This window comes from Rhizobium sp. BIGb0125 (assembly GCF_024810055.1).
In the GTDB taxonomy this organism is placed as follows: Bacteria; Pseudomonadota; Alphaproteobacteria; order Rhizobiales; family Rhizobiaceae; genus Agrobacterium.
Map to the genome: position 1 here is coordinate 26,077 of NZ_JANUDV010000006.1, position 26,843 is coordinate 52,919.

The following is a 26,843-nucleotide window of genomic DNA, read 5'->3' on the forward strand; positions in this document are numbered from 1 at the left end:
TCGATCAATGATGCCGATCTGACGCAGCCACGTGTTTCTGATTGTCCCGTGAGAAGGACGCTGCTTCGCTTTACCGGCGCAGGGCGCAACCTTCCGCATCGAATAGGTGCAATATTTCGGATCAGTCCGCGATGCGGCACGATCGGCAGATCGGCAGGGCACGCCGGGTGCCAGGGGTCAGCTTATCAACCAACAAACTGGCCGGTGGGATTATTAATTGTCCCCACTTTTCCTCCTTAAGTGTGCTCTGCACGGCGAAGTTAGCCCTCTCGAGGTATATGGACAAATATAATATTTCCGACCATTCATAAAATTTCTTTATGGAGACGAGGAGACGGACATGAACAAAGCACTTGAGCAATTTGTGGCGGTCGCCGAAGCTGGGTCATTCATGGCAGCGGCAGAGATACTGCACATCTCGCAACCAGCACTGAGCTACAACATCAAGCGACTGGAACAGTCACTGGGTGTGGAACTCCTTTATCGCTCGGCACGCGGTGTCCAGCTGAGCCCTTATGGGGAAACGCTCTACAACAGCGCGATCCTGATGAACCGCCTACACACGAACGCCCTTACAACAATCGCCCGGCAGAAAGCGGAGCTGGAAGAAGGCATCAGTATCGGAACCGGCTATTCCACCTGGATTCTGCTTTTGAAGGATTTTGTGATCGAACACTTCAAAGCCCACCCGGCAGCACCAATCAATGTCAGCATAGGCAATATGATGCGCTGCATGGACCAGCTGGTCGCTGGCGACATTTCCCTGTTCATGGGACATCGCATCGACCATCTAAAGCCGGGGCTTGCGGTCGATTTCATTCCTTTGGGATCAGCGACCGACGGATATTTCGTCCGTGAAGGGCATCCGCTTCTTGAAGGAACTCGTAAAATTGACGAAATCCGTAACTATCCAACGACAATGGCGAATCCGGCAGAGGCTCGTCAAAAGCGCCTCATCTCAGGGACAGGTGCTCAAAACCTCGACGGCACTGGCCACGCATTCGCATGCAACTCGATGGATGCCTGCATCGGTTTTGCGCAGAGTACGGACGCAGTGCTGATCCACAGCGATGTCCTGAGAGACTATTTTGTCGAAAAGGGTCTGCGAGAGGTGAAGATTTGCCCGAATAGTCCTCGCCGCCTGGCAGTGATGGGGTTTTACCTTCTGCCGGAGAGCAGATCCAATCCCAAGATTAAGGACATCATCTGCCTGATATCAGCCCGTGCCGAGGCGGCGGGCCTGTTTCCATCGGCGATTTGAAGACAAGTATTGTTAACCCGCCCACGGTAACGAGAAGGCAACCGGGCGTTCGACGGCTGGCTATCGTCGGGACGGCAGCTCGGGACCAGCGGCGATCGCAACAACTATCACGCGGGCGTTTATGAAATTGCGCGACGGCAAACCATCATCGCACACAGGTTGAAATTGCACCGCAGGCAAGGAGAAAAAATATACTATAAGTTGCCAAAATAGATCAAAATAATTTCGATAAACCTCAAGAAATGATATTTAATTATATTTAAACCATAACTAACTAAGCATAGGCGCGACAGAGCATCGATCAGGTCGCCATGATGGCAGGCACCGTCTGTTATTCTTCATATCCACGCCGAATCCCCTGCAGCAGAGTTTTTCGTTCGACCGGCCTCGGTCGTAATGCTCCCTGCTTCGTGTTCGCGACTTCAAAATAGAACCGCGAGGAAATATGTCATTTCTTAAAAATGCGAGCATTCGCACGAAAATTCTGTCCCTGATCCTTCCCCTTTGTGTGGTTGGCTTGAGCGCCACAGCCTTTATCTCCACCCGGTACAAACAAGCAGATACAAGCTATTCCGACTTTATCTCAAATGACGCTGCGGCAAGCGTGGAAATGTCGCGCGCAAACCGAAATGTCGTGGCAACCGCATATGCCGCCTATCAAATCCTGACTTATCGCCAGGAAGATCCAGCGATGAAAACAGCGGTGGACTTTTACAACGATAGCAAAAGTAAGCTATTTGAGCGTCTTCAGAATACGAAACTACTCTTTCCCAGCGAGAGTGTTGCGATCGACAAAATCATAGAGAGAACGAAAGACGTCGTCGCCCTGACCGACGAGGCCGTACAACTGGGGCAAGCGGACCAGAACGACCCTGCAAGGGCGGCTCTGGCGAAAGCCGACACGCTGATCCTGCCTCTGACCACCGACAGCGCAACGTTTCTGGATCAGATATTGAAAACGGTCGCCGTAAGAAGTGACGGACTGACCAACCAGACAAATTCTACTATCTTCACCTCGCTGACGGTCGTCGGCGTGGCCTTTGCGCTTGGCATCATTGCATCACTCATCGTTGCCGCCAAAGGCATTACCACTCCAATCGCAGCCTTGCGTGAACGCATGATTTCGCTGGCCCAGGGGCAGACGACTGCACCTGTAGATGGGCAGGACCGCAAGGACGAAGTCGGTCAGATGGCAAAGGCTGTCTCCGTTTTCCGTGACAACGCCCTTGAGAAAATTCGCCTCGAAAAAGAAGCTGACGCGAACCGCAGCCTTTCCGAACAGGAACGCCTGGAACGAGAGGCCCAGAAGGCGCGGGACGCTGCCGACACGCAGTTCGCCGTCGATCAACTGGCCAAGGGTCTCGATCGCCTTGCAGATGGTGATGTTGCCTACCGCATCGAAACACCTTTTGTTGCCCATCTCGATACGCTACGCAACAACTTCAACGGTTCGGTTGCCAATCTGAATGACGCACTACGTGCCGTCGGCCAGAATGCCCGCGGTATCGACGCTGGTGCCAATGAAATCCGTTCTGCGGCCGACGACCTGTCCAAGCGCACCGAGCAGCAGGCTGCATCGGTCGAAGAAACAGCGGCCGCGCTGGAAGAGATCACCACCACAGTGAAGGATAGCAGCAACCGTGCCGAAGAGGTCGGCCACCTCGTTGCCAAGGCCCGTAATGGGGCGGAGAAGTCAGGTGAAGTCGTGCGTCAGGCCGTGACGGCCATGAACGAGATCGAGCGCTCGTCCCGTGAGATCACCAGCATCATCAGCGTTATTGATGAGATTGCCTTCCAGACCAATCTTCTTGCTTTGAACGCCGGTGTCGAAGCTGCACGCGCTGGTGAAGCTGGTAAAGGCTTTGCAGTCGTCGCACAGGAAGTTCGCGAACTGGCGCAGCGTTCGGCAAAGGCTGCGAAAGAAATTAAGGCATTGATCACCACTTCCGGTGAACATGTTCGCTCAGGTGTCAATCTGGTCGGTGAAACGGGTCGCGCGCTGGAAGTGATTGTCACTGAAGTCCAGGAAATCAACCGGCACATCAATGCCATCGTGGAATCCTCACGCGAACAGTCGGTTGGCCTTCAGGAAATCAATACTGCCGTCAACACGATGGATCAGGGCACGCAGCAGAACGCAGCCATGGTTGAGCAGTCGACCGCGGCTAGCCACAGCCTTGCCAAGGAAGCTGCATCTCTCAACCAGTTGCTGTCACGCTTCAATCTGGGCAACGGCGCGGGTGCAAGCAGCTCGGCTCCAACTGCCGCACCTGTCCGCTCTGCGTCAAGCGCGTCCATACCAGCGCCATCTCCAGCACGTGCGCTTGGCCGCAAGATCGCGGGCGCATTTGGTGGTGGCTCTGCGGCTGCCGTTGCACGGGATTCGTGGGAAGAATTCTGACATCCAAGACTGCTGCTAGGGGCGCTTATTCGTCCAGCCCTTAACGAAACTTTGAAATAATTATGGTCGGGAATTTTGCTTACGGTAAAGGCAGGTTCTCGACCGATGGTCTTGCCCACAAAGACTGGGCAATCAGTGGCTGAACGGCAATGAGGATCGGCGGAACAGTAAGCCCACAGCCAGAGTTTATTTTTAGCTGTTTCTTCAGTCGGCGCCGTAAGCGGCAAGCGACGGCGCGCCAGGCAAGAGCATGGGGGGGGGCCCGCCCCATCCTCACACCGACACGACTACATGAGCCATGTCAGCGGAGCCGTTGAGAAGATGAGACACCGGGTTTCATGAAGTTAATCGCAGATGCCGAAACCCGACAAATCCTCAGAGCAGCTATCCTTGGCATCGAGGGGGGACGAGGCAATCCAAAGTATGGATGCAATGAACGCCTGCCCCCCATAACCGACCCTTTTAATGCTCGGCACGTGCCCACGCTTATCGGAGACCTGAAGTCAGCCTCCTGATCTGCGCACTCGCACCGCTCAAGCCAACCAGAAAATCAACCCCGATATAGCAAAACCCACAAGGCCCACTAACGTTTGCATAACAGTCCAGGTCTTGAACGTTGTTTTAATGTCCATTTCAAAGAAACGGCCAACCAGCCAGAAGCCGGAATCGTTGACATGTGAAAGCACCGCAGAACCGGACGCGATCGCAATGACGATTGCCGCCAGTTCGATGCCCTGATAACCGGCAGCCTGGACAGCAGGCTGGATCAGTCCAGCAGCTGTAATCAGGGCAACTGTTGCAGAACCCTGTGCGACCCGCAATGCAGTTGCAACCAGAAAACCTGCCACAAAAACTGGCATACCGATATCAACCAATGCGCTCGACAGAGCATCGCCGATCCCAGAGGCACGAAGGACACCGCCGAACATGCCTCCTGCGCCGGTAATCAAGATAACGGAGCAAACCGGACCCAGAGCGGAGTCGACGATGCGCTCAACCTTGATAGGATCACGACCCCGCATTGGTCCAAGAACGACGGCCGAGACCAAAACAGATATTAAGAGGGCAATAGGCGTCGAACCAATCGCGCGTAACAACTGAAACCAGCCTGCATCCTTATCCACCCAGTCCTGAGCCCGGGCGAAATCAAGTCCTGTATTCATGAAGATCAGCGCAAGCGGCAAAAGCAGGAGCCCGACGACAAGTCCGGGACTTGGCAGGGACGCCTCGTCCTCAGGCGTTTCGTCTTTCTGAACGACTTGGGGAACGGGTAAAAGGATTCGTTTGCCGATCCATTTGCCGAAGAAATGACCAGCAATGATCCAGGTCGGGACGGCAACAACCAGACCGACAATGACGAGTAGACCAACGTCCGCACCGAGCAACTCAGAGGCGGCAACCGGCCCTGGGTGCGGTGGCACGAAGACATGCATGCATGAGAACGCGCTCGCAACAGGAATACCATACAGCAGGAGACTTCCGCCCAGGCGACGCGCAACCGTGAACATTACAGGCAGCATAACAACGAGGCCTGCGTCAAAGAAGATCGGGAAGCCGAAAAAGAGGGAGGCGATGCCCAAGGCCATTGGCGCGCGTTGCTCGCCAAAACGCCGGACAAGATCATCGGCGAGAGCTTGTGCGCCACCAGATACTTCGAGCAGGCGTCCCAGCATTGCGCCAAGTCCGACAAGCAGCGCTACGCCGCCAAGTGTAGAGCCAAATGCATTTGTCAGTGTGTTCATGATGTTTGCCATCGGGATGCCCGTGACAAGCGCCGTCAGGAAGCTGACGAGAATAAGGGCAACGAAGGCGTGGACACGAAACTTGATGATGAGCAACAATAGTAGCGCGACAGCGCCAACCGCTATCGAAATCAGTGTGCCTGCGGATAATGTCTGTTCAAATTCCGGCAAATATAAGCTCCTTGATGTGATGGAGTGGCTGTTGACAGCCGCTTTTCTGAAAATCCCTGTTGAACTTAAAAAGATTTCTGAGCCGAGGCCTTACGACAAAGAACAGCACCACTCAACGAGATCACGCGTAAATCTCCTGAAAAGAAGCGCGCAAGCGTCACCTCTTCGTGACCATCCGCCTACGCGCGCGAAAAACTCGAAAGCAAAACCAAGCGATGAACATTCGACCCATCCTGCCCGTCGATGTACCAGCCATTCGTGATCTCTTTCTACGGTCACGCCGTGCAGCGTTCGTATGGGAGCGGTGGTCGGACCCGACGCTTGATTATTTCGACAGTCAGACCGAGGGCGAGTCACAAATGATCGCGCTCGATGGAGAGCGACGTGTGGGTTTCATCTCGATGTGGGGACCTGACAATTTTATCCATCATCTCCACGTGACGAGTCGTTTAACTGGGCGGCAGATACTCTGGCCATTCCTGCGCCCCATGAAGCACACGAAGGATCCGAACTTTCGTCTCAGTAATAGTGTATGCAGCGACGTAGGGCGTGCCATTGATAACGAGTTCGCGTGTCCCGGCAATTCTGCCCACGCGCCCACTCGCGGGGAAATCGAGTAAACGACGAGAAGCGGCGACTATTCGTTCATCGATCAGAACTGCGGCAGCGGGATTGTCAATTTCGATGTATGTAAAGATGGCATCGCGATCTGATAGCGCAAACGCAGACCAGGTAAGTTTCACGATTTTGGTGCGCCTGCTTTTAGACGGGCGGCTTTTCGCCGTTCTGCAAAATGCGCCTCAACCTCTTCGTCTGATAGATCCGGTCGAGTATCGTTCAACGCTTGAAGCACCTTGGTCCGAAACCAGGCATCATGCGCTTCACTGCCCGAAAGAAGTTCAAGCGGTAGCGCCCCCTCGTTGGCAGTCCGCGTGAGCAAGATACGAACCACATCAGATACGGTGAGGCCCATACTTTCGAGCACGGCAGAGGCACGGTCTCGAACCTCGGCATCAATACGTGTTTGGACAAGTGCGTTTGCGGCCATGACTATCTCCATATTTGTCGGAATAGTAATGCAATTGAATGACATTTTCTAGATGAACTTTAACGGCGGGATAATCCTGCTGACGGCTCTTTTAAGATGTGGGAGAGATCGAACTGTCTCGCAACAAACAACGGCCTGTAGAATCGACACAGATATTGATTTCATTTGGAAACACCGAGAGCTCGATAAGCCTAAGCGGCACCAACTGTGATGACGTTGCTGTCGTTGCGACATACAATGTAACAGCAAACGCCTTCTCCAGGTCACAGCAGGAACGGTGTAGCATCACTAAGGGCGATTCTTGCCACAGGATAAAACAGTGCTGGCAGACCGAGTTCCCGATAAGGTTTTGGCAGGCGGCTTGAGAAGATGCCACAAGTCTACCTCCCATCATTCAGAGTTATAGCAAACCGCGAACGTCCCCTTCGACTAAAGCGCCTTGAAAAGCTTCAATCTTCCTTCGAAAGCGAGGTTGATGCGTAGTCAAAAATTGGGAGCTTATGGCAGCATTGCGCCAAAAGGAGACATTCGCAATAAGCCGTCGGCTCCACGGGACCGTTCGATATTCATTAATTTGGAAGGTCGTCGCACAGATAGTCGTGTGTTCTTGTGTTTGGATACGCAGCAGAGGAAAGAGAAAGCCACCACTGATGCGATGGTGCCTGCACAAGGCTGAGCGGGAACATCAGAGTTTCGCTCTTCAAAAAGAACGATATTTTCTGCCTTTCATCGAAGAAAGAAATTTGGACCTGCTGAAGGACAAAGGGAGTAGTTTTTTGGCCTGGCATAACGAATTCCGGCCAAAGCCCTCCGGTGGATACTCCGTCCCTGCTTTTGCTGGATGGGTTAATTCTCATTTCGATGGTAGGCGGAACATGCGACTTATTATCTTCATTTTGCTGAATTATTTGACGTGAAGTGATGCTCCGAACGGTGTCGAGAGACGAAAGAAAGTTCGTAAGGCTATCGAGACGATCGCTAGATCGGGCAGACGTAACTGGTAGATATGTGAGGATTAAAGATGGCCGAAGATGCCGGCGTAATAGCTGTGGACCACACGGGATTCTCCGTCGCCTCGTTGGAGGAGGCGATCCAGTTCTGGACTGAGGCGATGGGTTTCGACCTTGCTCGCCGAGGAGAGATGGGTGGGGAGTTTCTACGGGAGGCTACGGGGGTTGACGACCCCCGTTGCCGAATGGCGCTGGTGACGGCTCCAAATGGCTACCCTATCGAGCTTCTCGAGTATTCGACAGGCCGTACGCTGGGCCAGACACCTCGTAGCGCGGGTGCGATCGGAGCCGCTCATATCGCCTTCACGGTTAAGGATATCCGCACGGCGATCGCGCGGGTTGAGACGGCGGGGTGGGCAGTGAACGGTTCGCCGCAGCCGATACCAGCCGGCCCCCGATGCGGAACAATGGTCGCGTACATCTCCGGCCCGGATGGTATCACCATAGAGCTAATGCAGCCGCCTGCTTAGTGGAGGATTGCTAATACTTTACTCCAGCGGCTGGGGCTCAAGGCTATTCGCATCAGCACCACCTATGCAAACCTGCCACCTGCAAGCGTATATCGCATCATGAGGACGACAGTCGCCGCATGAATCGGACAGCTTGCACACCCTGGCTTGTCCGCTTTGGGCAAATTGCGGCCATCAAGACTAATGTGCTCTCGAATAGATGTGAACCGACAACCCGCCAAAGCAAGACCGTCAATCATGAGCAATATTCTATAATATCCTATCCCTCGTCACGAGGATCGACTAATCGACTGATCGTACTTAGTCGCCGATGTTGCTCCGATGCACACGCCAGTGCCTTGTCGAAAACGGCTTGGCGTTGTCGGCATGCTTGGGTTGGTCTATCGATGCGGCGCGAACGCAGTCTGACAGCCGATAGAGAGGCACCAAATCAATGGCACGCAAGCAGAGAGACAATTTTACTACGCAAGATGTGGAGGCGGAGCCCGTCATCTGCCAGCTCTGCGAGCGGGTGATACCTGACGACCAGATCGAGCACCACCATCTTGTTCCTCGGAGTAAGGGTGGCAGGGTCACGGTGCCTTTGCATCGGATATGCCATAGCCACATACATGCAGGCTTCACTGACGCCCAGTTGGCAAAGAAATTCTCCACGATCTCAGCTATTCTCGAGGACCCCGCGATTCAGAAGTTCGTCAGTTGGGTAAAAACAAAACCAATTGGCTTCGATGATGAAGCAGAGGAGCGGGGCCGACGTCGCTGACTATTGGCCACCAGACTACGCGCTCAAGGCTTGATTTAAGATTGCCTGCGCGTTGCCTGCCCGATTTAATGCTTTGACCCCTGGTAAAACATTGATGCGGCAACGTAGCGGAAACGCATTTTTGCGGGAAAACTGCGCTAAATGGCCGATTCACAGTTATTCAGTGACTACGTAGTCCCGTTGGATCATTGACGTGGCTGTGAACCACTCGGATGCGCGAGTACGCTGCTGATGAAAATCAAAGGCGGCTCGGTCCGAAAACACTTCTTCAACGCACCAGAGGAGAGGGTTTTCAGTCTGCGACACCTCAAAGGAGAGGCAACCCGGCTCTGCCTTGGTCAGACGGATATGATCAGGCAGGTGCGTTTTGACGATCTCCACCTCATCAACGGTCGCGCAGCGAAGGAGGCCAGAGAGCCGAACCTGAGTTTCTGGTTTGTCCATATTGTTTCTCCAATTCCAGCATTTGGCCGTGTTCGTCCATCAGATATCGCGTCGACATGTGGTGCTATGAGGAGCCGAACTATTATTGACGATATGGCGGCCGAGAAGCCGCCATTGCCTATCTCATACCGGTAAAGACACGCGTCTTTTCACCACCCTATCCGTGAGTGGATTGGAACGCCCCGCCGTCGAGCAAAAGATTTTGTCCAACGATATAGCCTGCGTATTGGCTGCACAGGAAGGCGGCGGCGGCACCAAACTCTTCTGGCGTGCCGAACCGGCCTATCGGATTGAGCGCATGTGCTTTGCGTCGAGCCTCATCGAGGCTGATACTTTGTTCTGCGGCGGTTCTCTTCATTAAACCCTCTGTACGATCTGTTTCGTGTGAACCGGGTAGAAGATTGTTGATGATGACCCCGTGTTTTGCCACCTGCCTAGCCGTTCCGGCAACGAAACCGGTAAGCCCGCTGCGCGACGCGTTGGAAAGCCCAAGTTCGGGGATCGGCGCTTTGACAGATGCGGAGGTGATATTGATCACCCTTCCCCATTTCCTGTCGATCATGCCCGGCAGCACCGCTTTCATCAGCAATATCGGCGCAAGCATATTCGCGTGAAGAGCTTTGAGCCAGTCATCCTCAGTCCAGTCGGACCAAAGCCCCGGCGGTGGGCCCCCAGCATTGTTGACCAGGATGTCCGGTGATGGTTCCGCGTCCAGAAGTGCCGCGCGACCTTCCGCCGTGGTCACGTCAGCAACGACCATGTGAACCTCGGCATTGGTCTGTTTTCGAATTTCGCTTGCAGTCAACGCAAGTGCTTCAGGGTTCCGGCCATTGAGCGTGACGATGGCGCCCGCTTCCGCGAGTTTCTGCGCGACACCCTTGCCAAGCCCTTTTGAACTTGCGCAGACGATTGCCCGTCTGCCAGCTATTCCAAGATCCATTGCGCGTTCTCCTTCTATCGTTTGGCCATCCGGGCGATTGCTTCAACCGCTTCAACAAGTTGGACGATCTCATCTTCGGTGTTGAGGTAGCTGACCGAAGCGCGGGCCACTTCCTGCAAACCGCGAGCTGTCATATCGTAAGGCGTGTATGACACCCCGTTTGCACCGATGTTGATGCCTTTTTCGGCCAAGCTAATTTTGACGTTTGAGGCCAGGATGCCATCTACCGTGAATGAAACCAGTCCCGAATATGTCGATCCGAGATCACGCACTTCGACACCGGGCACATGACGCAATCTGTCCCGAAGGCTTGCGGAAACCGCGCCGATGCGGTCCCGAATTGCCGCCACACCCAGCTCCGAAGCAAGGGAAATTGCCTCTCCCAAACCCATAAGCAATGCGATTGATGTCTCCGACATTTCGAACTGACGCGCATCTGACCGCAGGAATGGCGTACCATTCACAAGAGGAGCTGAACTTACATCCACAAAAAGCGGATCAAGTTTGTGGAGAAATTCGGGCCGAATATACAAGAGCGCGGTTCCGCGCGGTCCCCGCAAATGTTTCCGTCCGGCACTTTTGAGCATGTCGCAACCGATCTTTGCTACATCAATCGGGATTTGACCCAATGCCTGCCCGGCGTCCACCAGATAGGGAATGCCAGCGGCGTTGGCTATCTTTCCAACGGCCTCGGCATCGTTGATCAGGCCACCATTCGCGGGAAGCCAGGTCAATGAAATCAACCTAACGGTATCATCAATCATGGCGGCCAGCGCAGCCGGATCGACACTTCCGTCCTCGCGGCAGGGAATGACCTCAATGCGGGCGCCGCTTCTGCTTGCCGCGCGCTGCATCGTAGCGACATTTCCACCCCATTCGTGGCGACCGACAAGAATGCGGTCATCCTTGCGCAGCGGTGGCAGTGCCGCAAAAACCATGCCCCACACGGAGGACCCCGACGATCCGAATGCGATATCTTCGGGCTCTGCACCGATCAGGTTTGCCGCATTGTGACGTATGGTTGAAAGCAGATCTGCGACAACGGCTGCAGCCTCCATCGGACCACGTGATGATTCAAGTGCCAAGTGTCGTGTCACCGCCTCCGCGACAGCCCTTGGTGAAAGCGATGCGCCAGCATGGTTGAAATGGATGAGCTCGGCGCAGCCTGGGGTGTCAGCTCGTAAGCTCCTGACCCTGGCGTCTGTCAGCACCCGCTTTCCTCCAACTCAACAATCGCATCGATCTCGACAGCAGCTCTGGCGGGCAGCGAACTCATTCCGAGTGCGGCCCTTGCGTGTTTGCCAGCATCACCGAAGACAGCAACCATCAGGTCTGAAGCGCCATTTGCGATCTGGGAGTGATCCTTGAACTCATGTGTTGCAGCGATATAGACGCCGAGCTTGAGGACACGGCGCACGGATGAAACCAGGCCATCCGTATGGGCTACGATCTGAGCGAGAACATTGATGGCCGCAATGCGGGCGGCCTCGGTGCCCTGCTCATCCGCACAATCCCTACCAAGTGTTCCCGCGAGAACCTCACTGTTGGGAGCCTTGCTGATCTGACCTGAAATGAACAGGAGATTGTTCGCTTTTGTCACAGAGACGTAGCTTGCGACAGGCGCAGTTGGAGCAGGCAGTTCAATTCCGAGAGTCTTGAGCTTTTCGCTGATGGATATCGACATGTGTTTCTCCTTTTTTTAATTCATGGAAGAAATCGGTGCCATCGACCAATTCAAAGCTTTGCAGCCTGCGATCGAAATTGTTAATGTCACGCACAACACTCGTGAGGCAGACCAGATTTGCGCAGCTCCCCCCTACTTCCTCCACTGCCCGCTCTCAGGGTATTTCAGGCCGTAGCCCACCGTTTAAGTTTTCGGCTGGCTGGTGAGGAGTTGCTGATTACTCAAAGCGCCGTCAGTCACCATATCAAGCAGCTTGAAACCGCATTGGGCACGCAGCTTTTCCAACGCAAAAGCAAAAGCATCGAGTTGACTGACGAGGGTGTGATGTTTCTGGCCACCGTGGATCAAGCATTGTCCCTGCTGGCGACAGGGACTGCGCAGTTGCGCGCACGCTCAAGCCAGACATATCTGCGCGTCAGCCTCTTACCATCTTTTGCTGCAAACTGGCTGATCAGTCGCCTTGAGCGGTTTGAAACGCAACATCCGAATATAGAGCTGGATCTGGACCCAACGCTGCGTGTGGTCGACATAAATCGCGGGGAAGCAGACGTCGCAATCCGTTTCGGTGACTTTAGTGCGGATAAGCAGGGAGGCATTCATCTCGCGAATGAGGAGCTTTCACCTGTGATGAGCCCGGTTCTTTACGGAGACGGATCCCGCTTCCAGTCTACCGATGATCTGCTACCTCACCCCATATTGCAGGCGAAAAGCGGGCTCGAATGGCAATTGTGGAGCGACAGCGCGAACCTCTGCCTCGACAAAGCCAGACACATACGCCTAACCGATTACAATATCGTCCTGCAGGCAGCACTTGATGGACAGGGTATAGCCATGGGCCGAAACCTGCTCATCAAGGAACATCTGCGAAAGGGGCGGCTGATTAAGCCGTTTCCAGTCAGTTTCAGCTCAGAGAAGGCAGCCTATTGGGCGGTATGTGATCTAAACTCAAAAAAAGCCGCCGCTATCGAGGCATTCGTGGAATGGCTCAAAGCCGAACTGCAATTTTAGCTTGGGTCAGGCGTAACGCGTTGACCGTAACATTTCCTTCTCCTGAATCAGGCCCGGGCGGACGTAGCCGAAAGTTGACTACTGCGCTGATGAGACGGCAATGCGTAACGAGCCTCTAATTGCTGTAGTGCTGGCCTCATAAACGTGCCCAGTTTTGCTCTGTCAAGGGCCCGTTCCAATGCCTCGATGCAAATAGGATCGTGCGATGTTCCCGCTCCTTCTCGCAGGATACCTATGGCTTTGTCTATCGGCATTGCAGATCGATATGGACGATCGGCGGTAAGTGCGTCAAACACGTCAGCAGTGGAAACAATTCGGACTTCCATTGGAATTTCTTGCGCGGTTAAACCCCGCGGGTAGCCTTTACCGTCCAACCGTTCATGATGAGCGCCGCCAATTAACGCTGCCTCTGAAAACGCTCCGATTGCGGAAAGAATCCGCTCGGAGAATTCCGCATGGCGCTTCATTTGCAGCCACTCTTGATCGTCAAGCTTCCCCGGCTTGTCCAGCACGTTGTTGCTCACGCCAAGTTTGCCTATATCGTGAAGAAGAGCAGCTCGTTTCAGAAGCCGACGATCCTCAAAACCGATACCCATTTCTTCAGAAATCAAATCTGTGTAGAGCGCAACACGATCGCTATGGCCTGACGTGTAGGGGCTTTTTGCATCAATGACTTTCGCAAAACCGGCGGCGATATCGTCCAGATAATCATCGTCAGCCATGACGGCCTGCTGTCCGGGCTCCGACGCAAGCACCAGGGCCTCAAGATCAGGCGAGGCTAAAGTCTTCCAGAAATTTGAGCGTGATGACAGCCGGGTGAAAGCATCTACCAATTCGGGGTCGAACCACTCTCCCCTACGCTTCCTTATCTCCCTCAACGCACTGTTGGGGCCGCCGGATTCCTGAAACACGTCGATGACTTGTGATAAGAGCGCAATACGGGCAAATAATGGGATTGTCAGACCTGCAGCGCCGTTTGGTTTTCCGCCACCATTCCAGTGCTCATCAAGGGCAAGAATACCGTCTGCCACCTTTTCAGAAAACCTCATCTGACGGGCAATGTCTGCTCCTCGTTGGCATCGCGTCTGAATGAGCTCGGTGGATATAGTGCCGCCGTTTTGAAGAATGTTCAGAATTCCACGAAAGCGCTCGGCCAAACCTGACTTCATCCCGGTGTGGCCAATCACGAAACGCAGCACCTGGCCGAGACTTCCATCGACCAGCTTGAAATCGTGTTTGAAGCTCAGATCGTCAGCAAGGTAGAGTTCGCAAATGCGGGCAGCATTACTGCTGCACCCAAGGTCTTTCAACAGAAGAGTATAATACAGGTCGTGGAGATCGCTGTCCTCAAGTCCAATTTCCCGCCCGATTTCCGTTCCAATGTAACAGCACCGAATGCAATGTCCTTCCGGCTGCCCTTCTGTCATATCGAGCGCCTTGCTCAACGCTTCGATGATTTCAGCCAGGCGGATCTTTATGCCGGTCATGGAGTGGCCCTCGTTTGAACGACCACAATATTTGCGAGAGCGTTTCAAAATCATTGATCGAAGACACTAAAACGGCAGAAAAGCCATCGAAATCAATTAATTAGACCGAGCTAACAAACGCGCTAATTTTAAGTATTGAGTATGAAACAACCTGACATGGCTAAGCTTCTATTTTTTGCTCTCCACCGTGGGAGGAAGCAACTACAGCGTTGCGGCCACTGGCTTTTGCTCGATAAAGCGCTTCGTCTGCCAGTTTGAACAAGCTCAACTAATCAATGTTGGCAATGTCTGTTGCGACCCCAATACTGATCGTTACGTGCCCGAAGCTACTGTTTTTATGCGAAATGTTGAGGTCTGCGACCGCCCGCTTCATCGTTTCTGCAAGTAAAAACGCACCTTCCTCGTTCGTGTTCGGGAGAACGACAGCGAACTCTTCGCCACCATAACGGGCGCAGCTGTCAGCCGGGCGTCTAATGGATGCGGAAATTGTTGTTGCGACGCTTTTAAGGCAATGGTCACCTATAAACGCGCCTGACTGACTATAGAATTAGAAATCAGGTCTATTCGCGACATCCGGCCAATGCTAGCCGCCGACAGCGAATAACTGGCTAAGTTGAGCAAAGTCTCTACGCGTTAGCCTATCAATCTCGAGGTCCGAAATTCCGTCATCGCTCATGAACTGTTGAAACCGTGCGTTTTGAAGCTGAAAGATCGTGTCCGCTAGCGCGTCGGGATCGATCGCAGCCGACAAAGTGCCTGCTTTTATACAGATACGCGCCCAATGAGCGAGGAAATCCGTCAACGCGACGTCGAGAGCCCGGTAGCTGCGCCCGAATTCTTCACTTCCGCTCTGGATCGACGCAGCCAGAATTTCGCGCCAGACCGGCTTGGGAAGGTTGCCGGTAGCGTGAAGACGAAGACGTTGCGCGAAGTCGGCACAGTAACCCACGAAATCGGGTGCATCATGCGCCAGCACCGCCTGCTCCTCAATCAGTCGTCGGGTAAGGCTACGGTCGCTTTCCTCGACAAGTGCCAGCAACAGACCAGCTTTATGACCAAAATAATTGTAAACAGTCACGCCTGAAATGCCTGCTTCATAGGCAATCGATTCAACTGTGACGTCACCGTAGGGTTCGTCTCGCAACTTACGGCGTGCAATATCCATTATAAGTTCGCGCCGCTTTGCCTTTTTGCGTTCTCTAAGTCCCGTTTCAGTCATTATCTGCCTGTTTTTTATCCGTTTTTTCGTCTGGTTCGATTAATAATTGAGCTAAATATTTAATTGACAAAAATATTTTATGTCATAAAAATTTTTATAAATATAACCAAAGGGAACTATCTGCATGATTAAGTCATTGCGCAATGGATTAATCGGCACCGCGCTAGTGTTCGGTGGCCTTATCACGCCTGCATCCGCTGATGATTTCAAGGTCGCGATCGTGCTTCCTGGCGTTATCACCGACAATTCCTTCAATCAGTCAGGCTATGAAGGCGTCAAGGAAGCTGCCGACACGCTTGGCATCGAGTTCGCCTATAGCGAAAAGACGGCGCAACCTGACCAACCGCAAGCGCTGGCCGACTACGCGCGCCGTGGCTACAATCTCGTCATCGGTCACGGAGGGGAATTTCAGGATGCTGTCGACCGCGTTGCAAGCCGTTTCCCGGACACCAAATTTCTCGTCGTCAATGGTGTCGAGGCCGGCAAGAACGTTTCCGTAGTCAGCTATGACTTCCCGTCCATGGGTTATGCAATGGGGTATGTCGCCGGAAAAACATCACAGACCGGCAAGGCTGGATATATCGGCGCGCAGAAGCTGAAATTCTATGTCGAACTTGGCGAAGGCTTTGAGAAAGGCTTCAAGGCCGCCCGCCCCGACGGAGCGGTCATGACCGCGTGGACCAATGATTGGGACGACGTCGCCAAGGGCAAGGAAGCGGCGCTCAATCTGATCGGCCAAGGCGCCGACGTGATCTTCCCGTCCATGGACAATGCGGTCGTCGGTAGCCTACAGGGTGCCAAGGAAAAGGACAAGATGGCGATCGGCATCTATTATGATGCGATCAAGGACTGGCCGGATACGGTCATTCAGTCAGCGGTCTTTGACATGCGCGGCGCGCTTGGCGAAGTCATCAGGCTGGCGAGGTCCGGCAAGCTTGAGCCTAAACCCTATATTTTCAGCTTCGACCATAAGAATGCGACACGCATCGGGACTTACGGGCCGAAGGTTCCGGCGTCCGTGCCTGCCGAAGTGGATGCACTGCTTCCGAAGCTTGCTTCCGGCGAAATCTCCTTAAAGTAAGCCCGATTGCCGGCAGAATTGCCTTCTGCCGGCGGCCTCGGTTGCCAGAGAAAGGTTGGTCGCATGGTGGTTCCTGCCCTTCGCCTTCACGGAGTCGGAAAACTGTTCGGTGAATTCCGCGCGCTCGACGCGATCGAAATGACGGTGGCCGCAGGCACTATCCACTCGATCCTCGGCGAGAACGGTGCCGGCAAGACGACACTGATGAACATCCTCTACGGTCTTTACCAGCCCGATGAAGGCGAGGTGGAGGTCTTCGGTCAGACGGTCAGTATCCCATCGCCACGTGCAGCGCTCGACCACGGCATCGGCATGATCCATCAACATTTCATGCTGGTGGATACACTGTCCGTGGTTGAGAACATTATTCTGGGACTTCCGGGCCAGGGTATGCGTCTGTCACTTGACGAGCATTCCTCAAAGATTGACGCGCTGTCGCGTCGCTATGGTTTCGACGTCAATCTCCACGCACCGGTCTGGACGTTGCCCATGGGCATGCGCCAACGAGTCGAAATCCTGAAGGCGCTCTATCGCGAGGCGCGAATTATTATCTTCGACGAGCCGACAAGCATTCTTGCGCCACAGGAAGTCGATGGCCTGCTGCGGGGACTTAGGCGCCTGCGTGAAGAGGGAAAGACTGTTGTCCTCATCACCCACAAGCTAGAGGAAGTGGCCGCCGTCGCGGATCGCATCACTGTGATGCGATCGGGCCGTGTCGTCGCCGAACAGGATGTCGCTGGTCTCGAAAAGTCCGACATGGCGAGAATGATGGTAGGGCGCGATGTCGCGCTTTCATCTTACGACGTCGAGCGCCCGGATCCCGGCCCTGTCGTCCTCGAAGCCCGCGGACTCGCGGCACGCAATAGCCATGGCGTCCTGGCACTCAAGGCTGTCTCCTTTGAGCTTAGGGCCGGCGAAATATTCGGGATTGCCGGCGTCGATGGCAATGGCCAATCCGAACTGGCCGAGGTTCTGACAGGTATACTGCGCCCTGAAGGCGGCACACTAACACTTAACGGAGCAGACATTCTGCCCATGACCATCGACCAGCGTCGCCACGACGCAAAGATTTCGTCCATTCCGGAGGACCGGCAGCATACGGGCCTCGTTCTGGATCTCTCTGTCTGGCAGAACGCAGCACTACGCGATTTCCGGCGACAACCATTTTCGCTGAGGGGATGGCTCAAGCCAACACGCATGCGCGACATCGCCGCCGACTGGGTGAAGCGCTACGATGTGCGGCTGCGCAGTCTCAATCAAGCGGTGCGCTTCCTCTCTGGCGGCAATCAACAGAAGCTGATCTTTGCACGTGAGATCGAGGCCAGGCCCGCGGTCATGGTGGTCATGCAGCCCACCAAAGGCGTCGATGTAGGCGCCATCGAACTTATCCAGCGCGCCATTCTCAAGGCACGCGCCGAGGGTGTTGCCATCCTCTATATCTCGACCGAACTCGAGCACATCCTCGCCGTAGCCGATCGTGTCGCAGTGATCTGCGGTGGCCAATTTACCGGCATGCTGCCGCGCGCCGAGGCGACGGTTGAGCGTATCGGCAGCCTGATGGCTGGTATCAGTGAAACACCGGAGGCCCCATGATCCGTCTCGTCGCAACGCTCTATGCCCTGCGCACCGTCTGGGCTCTCTGTATAGCCTTCGCGCTTGGCGCACTGCTGATGCTATTTTCCGGCGGCAATCCGCTTGCCGCCTACTCCGCGCTGATCAACGGTGCTTTTCTCGATTATTGGGGAATTTCCGGCACGCTTGTAAAGATGTCGCCGATCCTGCTCGCCGGCCTCGCCGTCATCCTCTCGTTACGCGGCGGCCTTCTCAATCTGGGTGTTGAGGGGCAAATCTATATGGGCGGTCTGTTCTCCTCGATCGTTGCGCTCTACGTCACCGGGCTTCCTACAACATTACACCTCATCCTCGCCATTCTCAGCGGTGCGCTCGCCGGCGGGGCATGGGGCATGATCGCGGGCGTGTTGAAGGCTAAGCGGGGCGTTAACGAGGTGATCGTCACGCTGCTCCTTAATTTCGTTGCCATCAATCTCGTAAGCTATTTCGCAGGCGGGCCGATGATGCAGGACGGTGCGCCTTATCCCTATTCCGAGGAAATTCCGGAAGGCCTATTTCTGCCGATTATCCTGCCAATGACGGATGCTCATTTCGGCGTGGTGCTCGGTTTACTGATTGCCATCTTGTTATGGGTTCTGCTCCGTTCTTCGACGCTCGGCTTCTCGCTCGATCTCGTCGGCCGCAATCCGCAGGCGGCGCGTTATGCGGGCGTCGACGTTGGGCGCGCCGTGATCTCGACCATGTTTCTTTCCGGCGCACTCGGCGGCTTGGCTGGAAGCTTCGAAATTCTTGGGCTGAAACACCGTCTCTACCACCTGTTCTCTGCTGGTTTCGGCTTTGACGGCATCGTCGTCGCCTTCATGGCACAGCTCAATCCGCTGATGTCGGTAATCGCCGCCTTCTTCCTTAGCGGCCTGAAGAGTGGCGCACTGATGATGCAGCGCGCAATAGGACTGGAGAGCACCGTTGTCGACGCGGTAATAGGCATTGTCATCATTTGCGTCGCCGCATCGCAGGCCTTTACGTTCAAGGCCGACCAGTGGCGCGCCTGGTTTGCCAGACGCCAGAGGCTCAACGCTGCGCTTGCGGTTCAATCGCAGGAGGCCAAGTGATGGATTACATTATGAATCCGGCGTTCCTCACCGATTTTCTCTCGTCTTCCCTACGCTTGTCGATCCCGCTCATCTTTGCCGCGATCGGCGTCGTCTGGTCGGAGCGCTGTGGCGTGTTCAACATCGCCATCGAAGGCTGCATCCTCGGCGGCGCCTTCGGCGCAGCAATCGGCACGTGGTGGTTCGGCGACCCTCTGGGCGGCCTCCTTATGGCCCTGGTCATCGCCAGCCTGCTCGGCCTTCTGCTAGGCGGGCTGGCGGTCGGCCTCGGCATCAACCAGTTGGTGGCCGGCATCGCAATCAATCTGCTGGTCGGCGGCATGACAGCCTACCTCGCCCGCCAGATCATGGGCAACAACGCGACCGCGCCGCTGCCCGGCTTCGCCGTCATGCCGATTCCCCTTCTGTCAGATATCCCAATCGTGGGGCCCGTCCTGTTCAGCCAGGGGCCGCTTGCCTATCTCGCCTATGTCATCGTGCCGCTCGGCTGGATGCTGCTTTACCGCACGCCATGGGGACTGCTTGTGCGGGCTGCGGGCGACCAGCCGATGGCGGTCGATACGGCCGGCGTCGACGTGCAACGGCTTCGCTTCCTCTCGGTCCTCGGCTCCTGCATGCTGGGCGGGCTCGGCGGCGCCTATATCGTTCTCTCGCAGGTCCATGTCTTCACCGAGCACATGAGCGCGGGCAAAGGCTTCATAGCGCTCGGCGCCGTCATCCTCGGGCGGTGGAATCCGCTCGGCGCAGCCATCGCCTGCCTCGCATTCGGCATGGCTGACGCTACCCAACTGCGGCTGCAATTCGGCAGCCCCGAAATTCCCTATCAGCTGTTCTCCACCCTGCCCTTCATCGCGGCCCTCGCAGCCCTGGTCCTGTTCTCGGGCAAGGTCCACGCGCCAGCCGCCGTTGGCAGAAAATTCGAGCGCAGCGGCAAATGAAAGGCATAGACATGATCACCAATCCCGTTCCGTGGCCGAACGGCGCCAAATGCGCAGCCTGTGTCACCTTCGACATGGATGCCGAAAGCCTCATCCACATCGACCATCCGCAAGACGGCTACAAACGCGCTTCAGCCCTTTCCATGCTGCAATACGGACCGACCGTCGCTATTCCACGGATCGTCGAGACCTATCGTCGGCTCAGCCTAAAGCAGACCTTTTTCATCCCGGCTTGGTGCATAGAGCGCTATCCGCAGGCAATCGAAACCATTCTCGCCGGTGGCCACGAGATCGGCCAGCACGGGTTCCTGCACGAAAATCCGGTCAAGCAAAGCGCAGAGGAACAGGCCTATTGGCTCGATCGATCGAGTGAAGTGATCGAACGGGTCACCGGCAAGGCGCCGCGCGGTTTTCGCGCGCCGCTATACAATTTCTCCGACCAGACGGCGCGTCTCCTGGTTGAGCGCGGTTTCCAATATGACAGTTCGCTGATGGCCGATGACGTGCCTTATCTGGTCAAGGCCGCGGGCGGCGATTTCGTCGAGCTACCAACGCACTGGGGCGTTGACGACTGGCCGCAATATGTGCAGTCGATGGACCTTGATTATATGATGCCAATCCGCTCGCCGAGCCACGGCTTCCAGATCTTTCGCGAGGAGTTCGAGGCGGCCTATCTTTATGGCGGTCTGTGGATTCCTGTCGTCCACCCCTTCGCCACCGGCCGCCTGGCACGCTGGCATGTCGTCAGCCAATATCTCGAAGAAGTCGTCGCCCGCGGCGATGTCTGGTTCGCGCCAATGGAAGAGATCGCCGCGCATGTTCGCGACGTCACCGCCAAAGGGCTCTACACGCCAAGGGAAATCCCGATGCCGCAATATGACGGGCCGGTAGAGCTCAGCGCACCCCGGTTCGCATAAGCGGTCGCTTCCCACCAATTGCCTGAAAATTTACGGCCCCTGTGCCCTAACCATTTTGAAAGGAACTGTAATGGCCTCCCACGGATATGATTCCGGACGGCTGAACCTGCCGTTCGTAGGCATCTCGACCTTCGCCAAAAGCCCCTATGTGGAAAACTGGGACCAGATCGAAGCCGATGTCGCGATCCTCGGCGCGCCCTTCGATTTCGGCACACAATGGAGGTCCGGCGCCCGTTTCGGGCCGCGTGGCATCCGGGAGGCCTCAACGTTGTTTGCCTTCGGCCATGCCGGCGCCTATGACCACGAGGACGACGTCACCTACCTGGAAGGCGTTCGCATGGTCGATCTCGGCGATGCCGATATCATCCACACCGACACGATAAGCAGCCATGCCAATATCGAATATGGCGTGCGCAAAATTCTGGCGGCTAACGCCCTGCCTGTCGTCCTCGGCGGCGACCATTCGATCAACATCCCCTGCATCAACGCCTTCAGCGAGCAGGAGCCAATCCATGTCGTACAGTTCGACGCGCACCTGGACTTCGTTGATGAGCGCCACGGTGTCCGCTTCGGCCATGGCAGTCCGCTGCGCCGAGCCTCGGAAAAACCTTGGGTCACTGGCATGACGCAGCTCGGGATCCGCAACGTCTCTTCCACTGCCAAGGAAGGTTATGACGATGCGCGCGCAAAGGGCTCGGACATTCTTTCTGTGCGGCAGATCCGCAAGCTCGGCGTCGACGCCGTTCTGGAGCGCATTCCGGCCGGCAAACGCTATTACCTTACCATTGATATCGATGGATTCGATCCATCAATCGCACCGGGCACCGGCACACCGAGCCATGGCGGCTTTATCTATTATGAAGTGCTGGAATTGATCGCAGGGCTTGCGAAGCGCGGTACGATCGTCGGCGTCGATCTTGTCGAAGTCGCGCCGGATTATGACCACACTGGTTCCACTGCCATTCTTGCGGCTCAGCTGCTGCTCAACACGATTGGCAGGATCTTCGTGAATAATCGCAAATGAAGGTGTCCGCAGACGTCAATTGGCGAGCATCCAAGATGCTCGCCAATTGACACAGTAGAGGAGATATAAAGTTTGCATTTCTTTCCGAGCCGCGCAGACGGCATGATTATCCGAACGCGCTCATTCGCTGCGGCAAGTTCACGAAACAGTGTCGCTATTCATCAGCGGCTTGGTGTCAGACCTGCGCTAAGCCGCCATCAACGAAGACTTCGCCGCCCGTCATGAAACTGGAATCTGAAGATGCCAGAAACGCTGCAACACCGCCTGTCTCAGATGGCTCGCCCATACGACCAAGCACCGTCGTCGCTCCGATTGCGTTCATCCCTTCGTCACCGAGAACTTCCAGTGCCAACTCTGTGGTGATCGGGCCAGGTGACATCACATTGACACGGATGCCGGTACCTCGCAGGTCTAGCGCCCAACTGCGCGCTAGGTTTCGAACCGCGGCTTTGGTCGCACTATAGATGCTGAACGCCGGTGTCCCCATCACACCCGTGCTTGAACCCGTCAAAATAATCGAGGCACCCGCCGTCATGAGTGGCAGTGCCTTTTGTACCGTAAAGACCGTGCCCTTTACATTGAGGTCAAATATCTGGTCATAGTGCTCGGGCGTAATCTCGCCGAGCGGCGCAAACGCTCCGGTTCCTGCGTTAGCAAGGAGTATGTCGAGCCCGCCCCGCTCGTTTTTTACCTTTTCATAAAGACGGTCGAGGTCGGAGAGATCGGTCACTGAGCCCTGGACCGCCTGCGCTGAGGATCCAAGTTGCGCAACGGCGGCATCAAGCGTTTGTTGCCGACGGCCAAAAATATAAACGAATGCCCCCTCCTCAATAAACCGCTTGGCGGCTCCAAAACCTATACCGCTTCCGCCACCCGTTATAACTGCTGTCTTACCCTGTAGTCTGCCCATGTCGCGCTCCTTTGTTGTAATCACACTAAGCTGGCGACCTACGCACCCATTGACAAGTATGCACCTTTTGGTAAGTACCTAGAAATGTCAAATCGATCACACCCATCCGTATCACCGACGGCGGCCGAACCACCTTCGGAGACCTGCACCCCGACACTGGCCGGCTTTACCTGCGGACTTGACGCAACCTTGCGTGTCATATCGGGGAAGTGGAAACCGTTGATCTTGTACTTCGTCGCCCAGGGTGGCCCGACCCGCTACGGTGCGCTTCGGCGCGCAGTGCGAGACGTAAGCGACAAAGTCCTAATCCAACAGCTCAAGGAGTTGGAGGCTGACGGTCTCGTGAGGCGGACTGACTACAAAGAGGTCCCGCCGCGCGTCGACTACAGTCTGACCCCACTGGGCAGGAGCTTGGCCGAAGCCTTAGTGCCGCTTTGCTCTTGGGGCACAGACAACATGGCCGAGGTTACGCGCGTCTTCGCTGAGCGCGGTGCTTTGCGGTAAAGCCGAAGCTCTTGTCGGTATCATGCCAATATTGAACTCACCAAGTCTGGCCACCTAACTTAACGCAACGGTTGCCTGCACGAGCGGGTACAGAAATAAGCCCGCGGCCCCAAAGCCGATTGATGAGCAGTCAACAATTATGAGCCCTCGGCCACTGTGCGCCAATAGCGGACAACTTCTACTTGGCTGTCGCTTTCACGATGCGCTCAGCAAAACTTGCCGCGGCAAGTGGCAGGATGCGTCCGCGCAACTGGCACATCACGAGGTCGGATCGCGGGATATCGCGTTCATCGATTGGCCGACCAACCACACCCATGCCGAACTCTTCGCGCGGCGCGCCAACGTCAATCTGGAAGGAGATCATGTTGCCGCGCAGCACAAGGCCGCGGAGCATCTCAAAGGAATTAGATTCGGCCATGACGTCGAACCGAAAGTCGCGCCTTGCAATAACTTCATCAAGAACCTGGCGTCCGCCAAGACTTTGGTCCGGCAGTGCCAACGGATGCCCGACGCAGTCGGAGAGGCGCAAAATCTCTTTGCTAGCCAACGGATGGTCATCGCGCATGATCGCGACGAGTCTTTGCGGAACCGAGGCCAGAATTCGAACTGCGGGGCGCATGGCTGCGCGGTAGACGATCGCGAGATCGACGTCGTAGTCGATCAGAGCATTGATCGCGGCATTGTGATCCATGACCTTGATGTTGAACACGAGGCGCGGATTGGCCTTTCTGAACTCGCCGATCTGGGAGGGCAGGAAGTCGAGCGCAAGTGCCTGACTGCAGGCGATTTTCACGGGACCACGGCGCAGTCCTCGCAAGTCTTCGACCTGGGAGCTCAGGCGTTCCGCATCGGCGATCTGGCTACGTGCATAGCGGACAAACATCTCTCCGGCGGCCGTCAGCCTCACGCCACGCGCTCGACGTTCGAAAATCGGCGTTCCGATCTCAAGCTCGAGGTCCTGGATTTTCCTGTTCATCGCTGATGCCGTGATGTTCATCTTTTCCGCCGCCTGACGGATCGAACCGGCACGGGCGATTTCCGAGACTTGCTCTAAAAGCTTGAGATGTCGCATGGCGTTCCTCCTCAGTGAGGCCTTTTTGTCACCGCTGATGCACGATAATAGCGGTAGATGTGTTCACTGAATAGTGGCACTTCTGCATTGCAACACAGACGAAAGAGCAGCCGGACAAGGCGGCCCCCAACCACCAGATCAAGGGAACAGAGAATGGCTCACCATCAGATGAAGACACACGCCCGCATGGTAGCACTCGCTGCGATGACGGCGCTTGCTACGGTTGGCGCTTCCGCGGTCGCGCATGCGGAAACCAACATCAAGCTGGTCCTGAACTGGAAATATCAGGGACCGCAGGGCTTGCTGTTTCTGGCAGAGGACAAGGGCTACTTCAAGGAAGAAGGCCTGAACGTCACGATGGACCAAGGTAATGGCTCGGGTGCCGCGGTCCCGTTGGTCGCCAATGGTGCTTACGACATGGGCTTCGGCGACATCAACGCGCTAATCGAGTTTGCGGCAAAGAAGCCGGAAGATGCCCCGGTTGGCGTCTTCATGATGTATAATCAGCCGCCCTTTACCGTTGCCGTCAAGGCCGACAGCCCGATCAAGACGCCTGCTGACTTCGCGGGGCACACGTTAGGCGGAGCCGCCAACGACGGCGCGCTGAAGCTATTCCCGGCTCTCTGCTCGATCACCAAGACGGATTGCTCCACGGTCGAGATCACCAACATGCAGCCGAACCTGCGCGAGCAGATGCTGATGAAAGGCCAGGTCGACGGCGTCTTCGGATACGTCAACACCATCCGCTTCAGCGCCAAGCTGATCGGCGTCAATCCGGACAAGGATATCCGCTTCATAAACTACGGCGACTACGGCATGGACCTCTACTCAAACGCCATCATTGTCTCGAAGACCTTCATGAAGGATCACCCCGATGCCATCAAGGGTTTCCTGCGCGCGCTGAACAAGAGCATCAAGGACGCGATCAAAGATCCCGAGGCTGCCATCGCCTCTGTGAAGGCCCGCGAGCCGCTGATCAAGTCCGACGTAGAACGCGAACGCTTTGATGCGACCCTGGCCGATGAGATGGCGCATCCGGAACTTGCGACCGTCGGCCTCGGTGATATCGACGAAGCACGTCTGGCGAAGTCGATCGACATCCTTGTAGACGCCAATAGCCTGCCGCGCAGCCCGACGGTCGGCGAGGTCTTCGACCGTAGCTTCCTGCCTGCCAAGAGCGAGCTTCTGACCTCGGTCAAGTAACCGACGGCGCAGTGCGCCGTCCCCCTTTCTCCATACACAACGAACGGAGCAACATCATGGACTTGATGCTGAAGGATAAGGTCGTCTTTATCACCGGCCCCGCCAAGGGCATGGGCGCGGCAATCACGCTGGCCTTTGCCCGGGAGGGCTCTAAGCTCGCACTTGTCGGTCGCGACACGGCAGCGATCGAACCTGTGGCTAAAGACGCCCGTTCCAAGGGTTGCTCCGTCATCGTTATCGGCTGCGATCTCACCGATGCGGGCCAATGCGATGTGGCGGCTGAGAAAACTGTCGAGGCTTTCGGCCGCATCGACGTTCTGGTCAATGTCGCAGGCGGCTCCGGTCCTATGGGCAAGACCGGAGTCGAAACCACGCCGGAAGAATTCGACGAGATCGTCACGCTTAACATGAACGGCTGCTTCCATACGATCCGCGCGGTCCTGCCGTCGATGATTGAGAACCGCTATGGCAAGGTTGTCAATGTGGGCGGCACCTTCGGCATGAGGGGACGCTCCGGTCGCTTGGCCTACTCGGCATCCAAGTGGGGTCTGCGCGGCATCACCAAAAGCTTCGCACTTGAGGTCGGCCAGCACAACATTAACGTCAACAACGTCGCACCCGGCATGGTCGATGGGCCCCGCTTCCGTGACAAGGTCTGCAAGACCATGGCGCAGAAGCTCGGCATCACCGAAGAGGAAGCCGCGATCCGTCACGCCGAGGATTACGCGCTGAGGCGCATTACCGTCGACGAAGATGTCGCCAATGCCTGCCTGTTCTTTGCCAGCGACGTATCGCGCCAGATCACCGGCGCGGATATCCCGGTCGACGGCGGCTGGGCAGCACTTTAAGGAAGGTTCTAAGT

Annotated in this window: 26 protein-coding genes and 1 pseudogene; 15 read left to right on the forward strand and 12 right to left on the reverse strand. The window is 55.8% G+C overall.

Translation table 11 applies throughout. The annotated features are described in order from the left end of the window. The first annotated feature begins 340 nt into the window (after positions 1–340). Positions 341–1,261 carry a LysR family transcriptional regulator gene (locus M2418_RS17235; protein ID WP_259148077.1) on the forward strand — a complete coding sequence of 307 codons (921 nt, stop codon included), beginning with the start codon at positions 341–343 and terminating at the stop codon, positions 1,259–1,261. A gap of 445 nt (positions 1,262–1,706) precedes the next feature. Then, complete coding sequence (locus M2418_RS17240; protein WP_259148079.1) at positions 1,707–3,662, forward strand: methyl-accepting chemotaxis protein; 1,956 nt, start codon at positions 1,707–1,709, stop codon at positions 3,660–3,662. A 533-nt stretch (positions 3,663–4,195) separates the two neighbouring features. On the opposite strand, the gene M2418_RS17245 is transcribed toward M2418_RS17240, so the two are convergent. From M2418_RS17245 to M2418_RS17255, 3 genes are all read right to left on the reverse strand, one after another. Beyond that, positions 4,196–5,575, reverse strand: coding sequence for a GntP family permease (locus M2418_RS17245; protein ID WP_259148082.1), 1,380 nt, complete (start codon positions 5,573–5,575; stop codon positions 4,196–4,198). A gap of 449 nt (positions 5,576–6,024) precedes the next feature. Then, a complete protein-coding gene (locus M2418_RS17250; RefSeq protein WP_250983739.1) occupies positions 6,025–6,318 on the reverse strand; it encodes a type II toxin-antitoxin system RelE/ParE family toxin in 294 nt (97 codons plus the stop codon). Further along, a complete protein-coding gene (locus tag M2418_RS17255; protein ID WP_259148084.1) occupies positions 6,315–6,623 on the reverse strand; it encodes a type II toxin-antitoxin system RelB/DinJ family antitoxin in 309 nt (102 codons plus the stop codon). Before M2418_RS17255 ends, M2418_RS17250 begins: the two co-directional genes overlap by 4 nt. A gap of 1,021 nt (positions 6,624–7,644) precedes the next feature. Between M2418_RS17255 and M2418_RS17260 the strand changes: the two genes are divergently transcribed. The 3 genes and pseudogenes from M2418_RS17260 to M2418_RS17270 all read left to right on the forward strand — a co-directional run bounded on the left by M2418_RS17260 (position 7,645) and on the right by M2418_RS17270 (position 8,866). Continuing rightward, positions 7,645–8,103, forward strand: coding sequence for a VOC family protein (locus M2418_RS17260; RefSeq protein ID WP_110737755.1), 459 nt, complete (start codon positions 7,645–7,647; stop codon positions 8,101–8,103). 18 nt (positions 8,104–8,121) lie between these two features. Continuing rightward, positions 8,122–8,226 (forward strand): annotated as a pseudogene (locus M2418_RS17265) (phospholipid methyltransferase); the annotation flags it as partial. A gap of 310 nt (positions 8,227–8,536) precedes the next feature. Then, positions 8,537–8,866 carry an HNH endonuclease gene (locus M2418_RS17270; protein ID WP_259148087.1) on the forward strand — a complete coding sequence of 110 codons (330 nt, stop codon included), beginning with the start codon at positions 8,537–8,539 and terminating at the stop codon, positions 8,864–8,866. 156 nt (positions 8,867–9,022) lie between these two features. Here M2418_RS17270 and M2418_RS17275 read toward each other — a convergent pair whose 3' ends face one another. From M2418_RS17275 to M2418_RS17290, 4 genes are all read right to left on the reverse strand, one after another. Then, positions 9,023–9,310 (reverse strand): putative quinol monooxygenase, encoded by a 288-nt coding sequence (locus tag M2418_RS17275; protein WP_259148089.1) that lies wholly within the window; start codon positions 9,308–9,310, stop codon positions 9,023–9,025. Between the two features lie 157 nt (positions 9,311–9,467). After that, complete coding sequence (locus M2418_RS17280; RefSeq protein ID WP_259148090.1) at positions 9,468–10,250, reverse strand: SDR family oxidoreductase; 783 nt, start codon at positions 10,248–10,250, stop codon at positions 9,468–9,470. A gap of 14 nt (positions 10,251–10,264) precedes the next feature. After that, positions 10,265–11,461, reverse strand: a complete 1,197-nt coding sequence (locus tag M2418_RS17285; RefSeq protein WP_259148091.1) for an aminotransferase class V-fold PLP-dependent enzyme — start codon at positions 11,459–11,461, stop codon at positions 10,265–10,267. Continuing rightward, positions 11,455–11,934: a RidA family protein gene (locus M2418_RS17290; RefSeq protein ID WP_259148093.1), complete on the reverse strand. Its 480-nt coding sequence runs from the start codon at positions 11,932–11,934 to the stop codon at positions 11,455–11,457. The genes M2418_RS17285 and M2418_RS17290 overlap by 7 nt, the downstream gene beginning before the upstream one ends. A gap of 117 nt (positions 11,935–12,051) precedes the next feature. Here M2418_RS17290 and M2418_RS17295 point away from each other — a divergent pair, with 117 nt between their 5' ends. Continuing rightward, a complete protein-coding gene (locus M2418_RS17295; RefSeq protein WP_259148095.1) occupies positions 12,052–12,942 on the forward strand; it encodes a LysR substrate-binding domain-containing protein in 891 nt (296 codons plus the stop codon). A gap of 47 nt (positions 12,943–12,989) precedes the next feature. On the opposite strand, the gene M2418_RS17300 is transcribed toward M2418_RS17295, so the two are convergent. The 3 genes from M2418_RS17300 to M2418_RS17305 form a co-directional block, all read right to left on the reverse strand. Next, positions 12,990–14,429: an HD-GYP domain-containing protein gene (locus M2418_RS17300; RefSeq protein WP_259148097.1), complete on the reverse strand. Its 1,440-nt coding sequence runs from the start codon at positions 14,427–14,429 to the stop codon at positions 12,990–12,992. A gap of 268 nt (positions 14,430–14,697) precedes the next feature. Next, the gene (locus M2418_RS25810) at positions 14,698–14,952 is read right to left on the reverse strand and encodes a diguanylate cyclase (protein WP_405049449.1); all 255 of its coding nucleotides are present in this window, start codon (positions 14,950–14,952) and stop codon (positions 14,698–14,700) included. A gap of 60 nt (positions 14,953–15,012) precedes the next feature. Continuing rightward, positions 15,013–15,594, reverse strand: coding sequence for a TetR/AcrR family transcriptional regulator (locus tag M2418_RS17305; RefSeq protein ID WP_250983747.1), 582 nt, complete (start codon positions 15,592–15,594; stop codon positions 15,013–15,015). A gap of 178 nt (positions 15,595–15,772) precedes the next feature. Between M2418_RS17305 and M2418_RS17310 the strand changes: the two genes are divergently transcribed. The 6 genes from M2418_RS17310 to speB all read left to right on the forward strand — a co-directional run bounded on the left by M2418_RS17310 (position 15,773) and on the right by speB (position 22,292). Next, positions 15,773–16,729 (forward strand): BMP family protein, encoded by a 957-nt coding sequence (locus M2418_RS17310; RefSeq protein ID WP_259148099.1) that lies wholly within the window; start codon positions 15,773–15,775, stop codon positions 16,727–16,729. Between the two features lie 63 nt (positions 16,730–16,792). Next, positions 16,793–18,322: an ABC transporter ATP-binding protein gene (locus M2418_RS17315; protein ID WP_250983749.1), complete on the forward strand. Its 1,530-nt coding sequence runs from the start codon at positions 16,793–16,795 to the stop codon at positions 18,320–18,322. Further along, positions 18,319–19,413, forward strand: coding sequence for an ABC transporter permease (locus tag M2418_RS17320; RefSeq protein WP_250983750.1), 1,095 nt, complete (start codon positions 18,319–18,321; stop codon positions 19,411–19,413). The genes M2418_RS17315 and M2418_RS17320 overlap by 4 nt, the downstream gene beginning before the upstream one ends. Beyond that, on the forward strand, positions 19,413–20,351 hold the full coding sequence (locus M2418_RS17325) for an ABC transporter permease (RefSeq protein WP_250983751.1): 939 nt from the start codon (positions 19,413–19,415) through the stop codon (positions 20,349–20,351). Before M2418_RS17320 ends, M2418_RS17325 begins: the two co-directional genes overlap by 1 nt. After that, positions 20,348–21,268, forward strand: coding sequence for a polysaccharide deacetylase (locus M2418_RS17330; protein WP_250983752.1), 921 nt, complete (start codon positions 20,348–20,350; stop codon positions 21,266–21,268). The genes M2418_RS17325 and M2418_RS17330 overlap by 4 nt, the downstream gene beginning before the upstream one ends. 70 nt (positions 21,269–21,338) lie before the next feature. Then, positions 21,339–22,292 (forward strand): agmatinase, encoded by a 954-nt coding sequence (gene speB / locus M2418_RS17335; protein ID WP_250983753.1) that lies wholly within the window; start codon positions 21,339–21,341, stop codon positions 22,290–22,292. A 175-nt stretch (positions 22,293–22,467) separates the two neighbouring features. Here the strand turns inward: speB and M2418_RS17340 are convergent, their stop codons facing one another. Further along, positions 22,468–23,202, reverse strand: a complete 735-nt coding sequence (locus tag M2418_RS17340) for an SDR family NAD(P)-dependent oxidoreductase (RefSeq protein ID WP_250983754.1) — start codon at positions 23,200–23,202, stop codon at positions 22,468–22,470. 156 nt (positions 23,203–23,358) lie between these two features. On the opposite strand from M2418_RS17340, the gene M2418_RS17345 reads away from it, so the two are divergent. Then, the gene (locus M2418_RS17345) at positions 23,359–23,706 is read left to right on the forward strand and encodes a helix-turn-helix domain-containing protein (RefSeq protein WP_192490007.1); all 348 of its coding nucleotides are present in this window, start codon (positions 23,359–23,361) and stop codon (positions 23,704–23,706) included. 178 nt (positions 23,707–23,884) lie between these two features. Here the strand turns inward: M2418_RS17345 and M2418_RS17350 are convergent, their stop codons facing one another. Continuing rightward, entirely contained in the window at positions 23,885–24,778 is an 894-nt protein-coding gene (locus M2418_RS17350; RefSeq protein WP_250983755.1) for a LysR family transcriptional regulator, read from the reverse strand. 153 nt (positions 24,779–24,931) lie between these two features. Between M2418_RS17350 and M2418_RS17355 the strand changes: the two genes are divergently transcribed. Both M2418_RS17355 and M2418_RS17360 read left to right on the forward strand, forming a co-directional pair. Then, positions 24,932–25,981, forward strand: a complete 1,050-nt coding sequence (locus M2418_RS17355; protein WP_250983756.1) for an ABC transporter substrate-binding protein — start codon at positions 24,932–24,934, stop codon at positions 25,979–25,981. A gap of 56 nt (positions 25,982–26,037) precedes the next feature. Further along, positions 26,038–26,829, forward strand: coding sequence for an SDR family NAD(P)-dependent oxidoreductase (locus M2418_RS17360; RefSeq protein ID WP_259148103.1), 792 nt, complete (start codon positions 26,038–26,040; stop codon positions 26,827–26,829). The last annotated feature ends 14 nt before the right edge of the window (positions 26,830–26,843 follow it).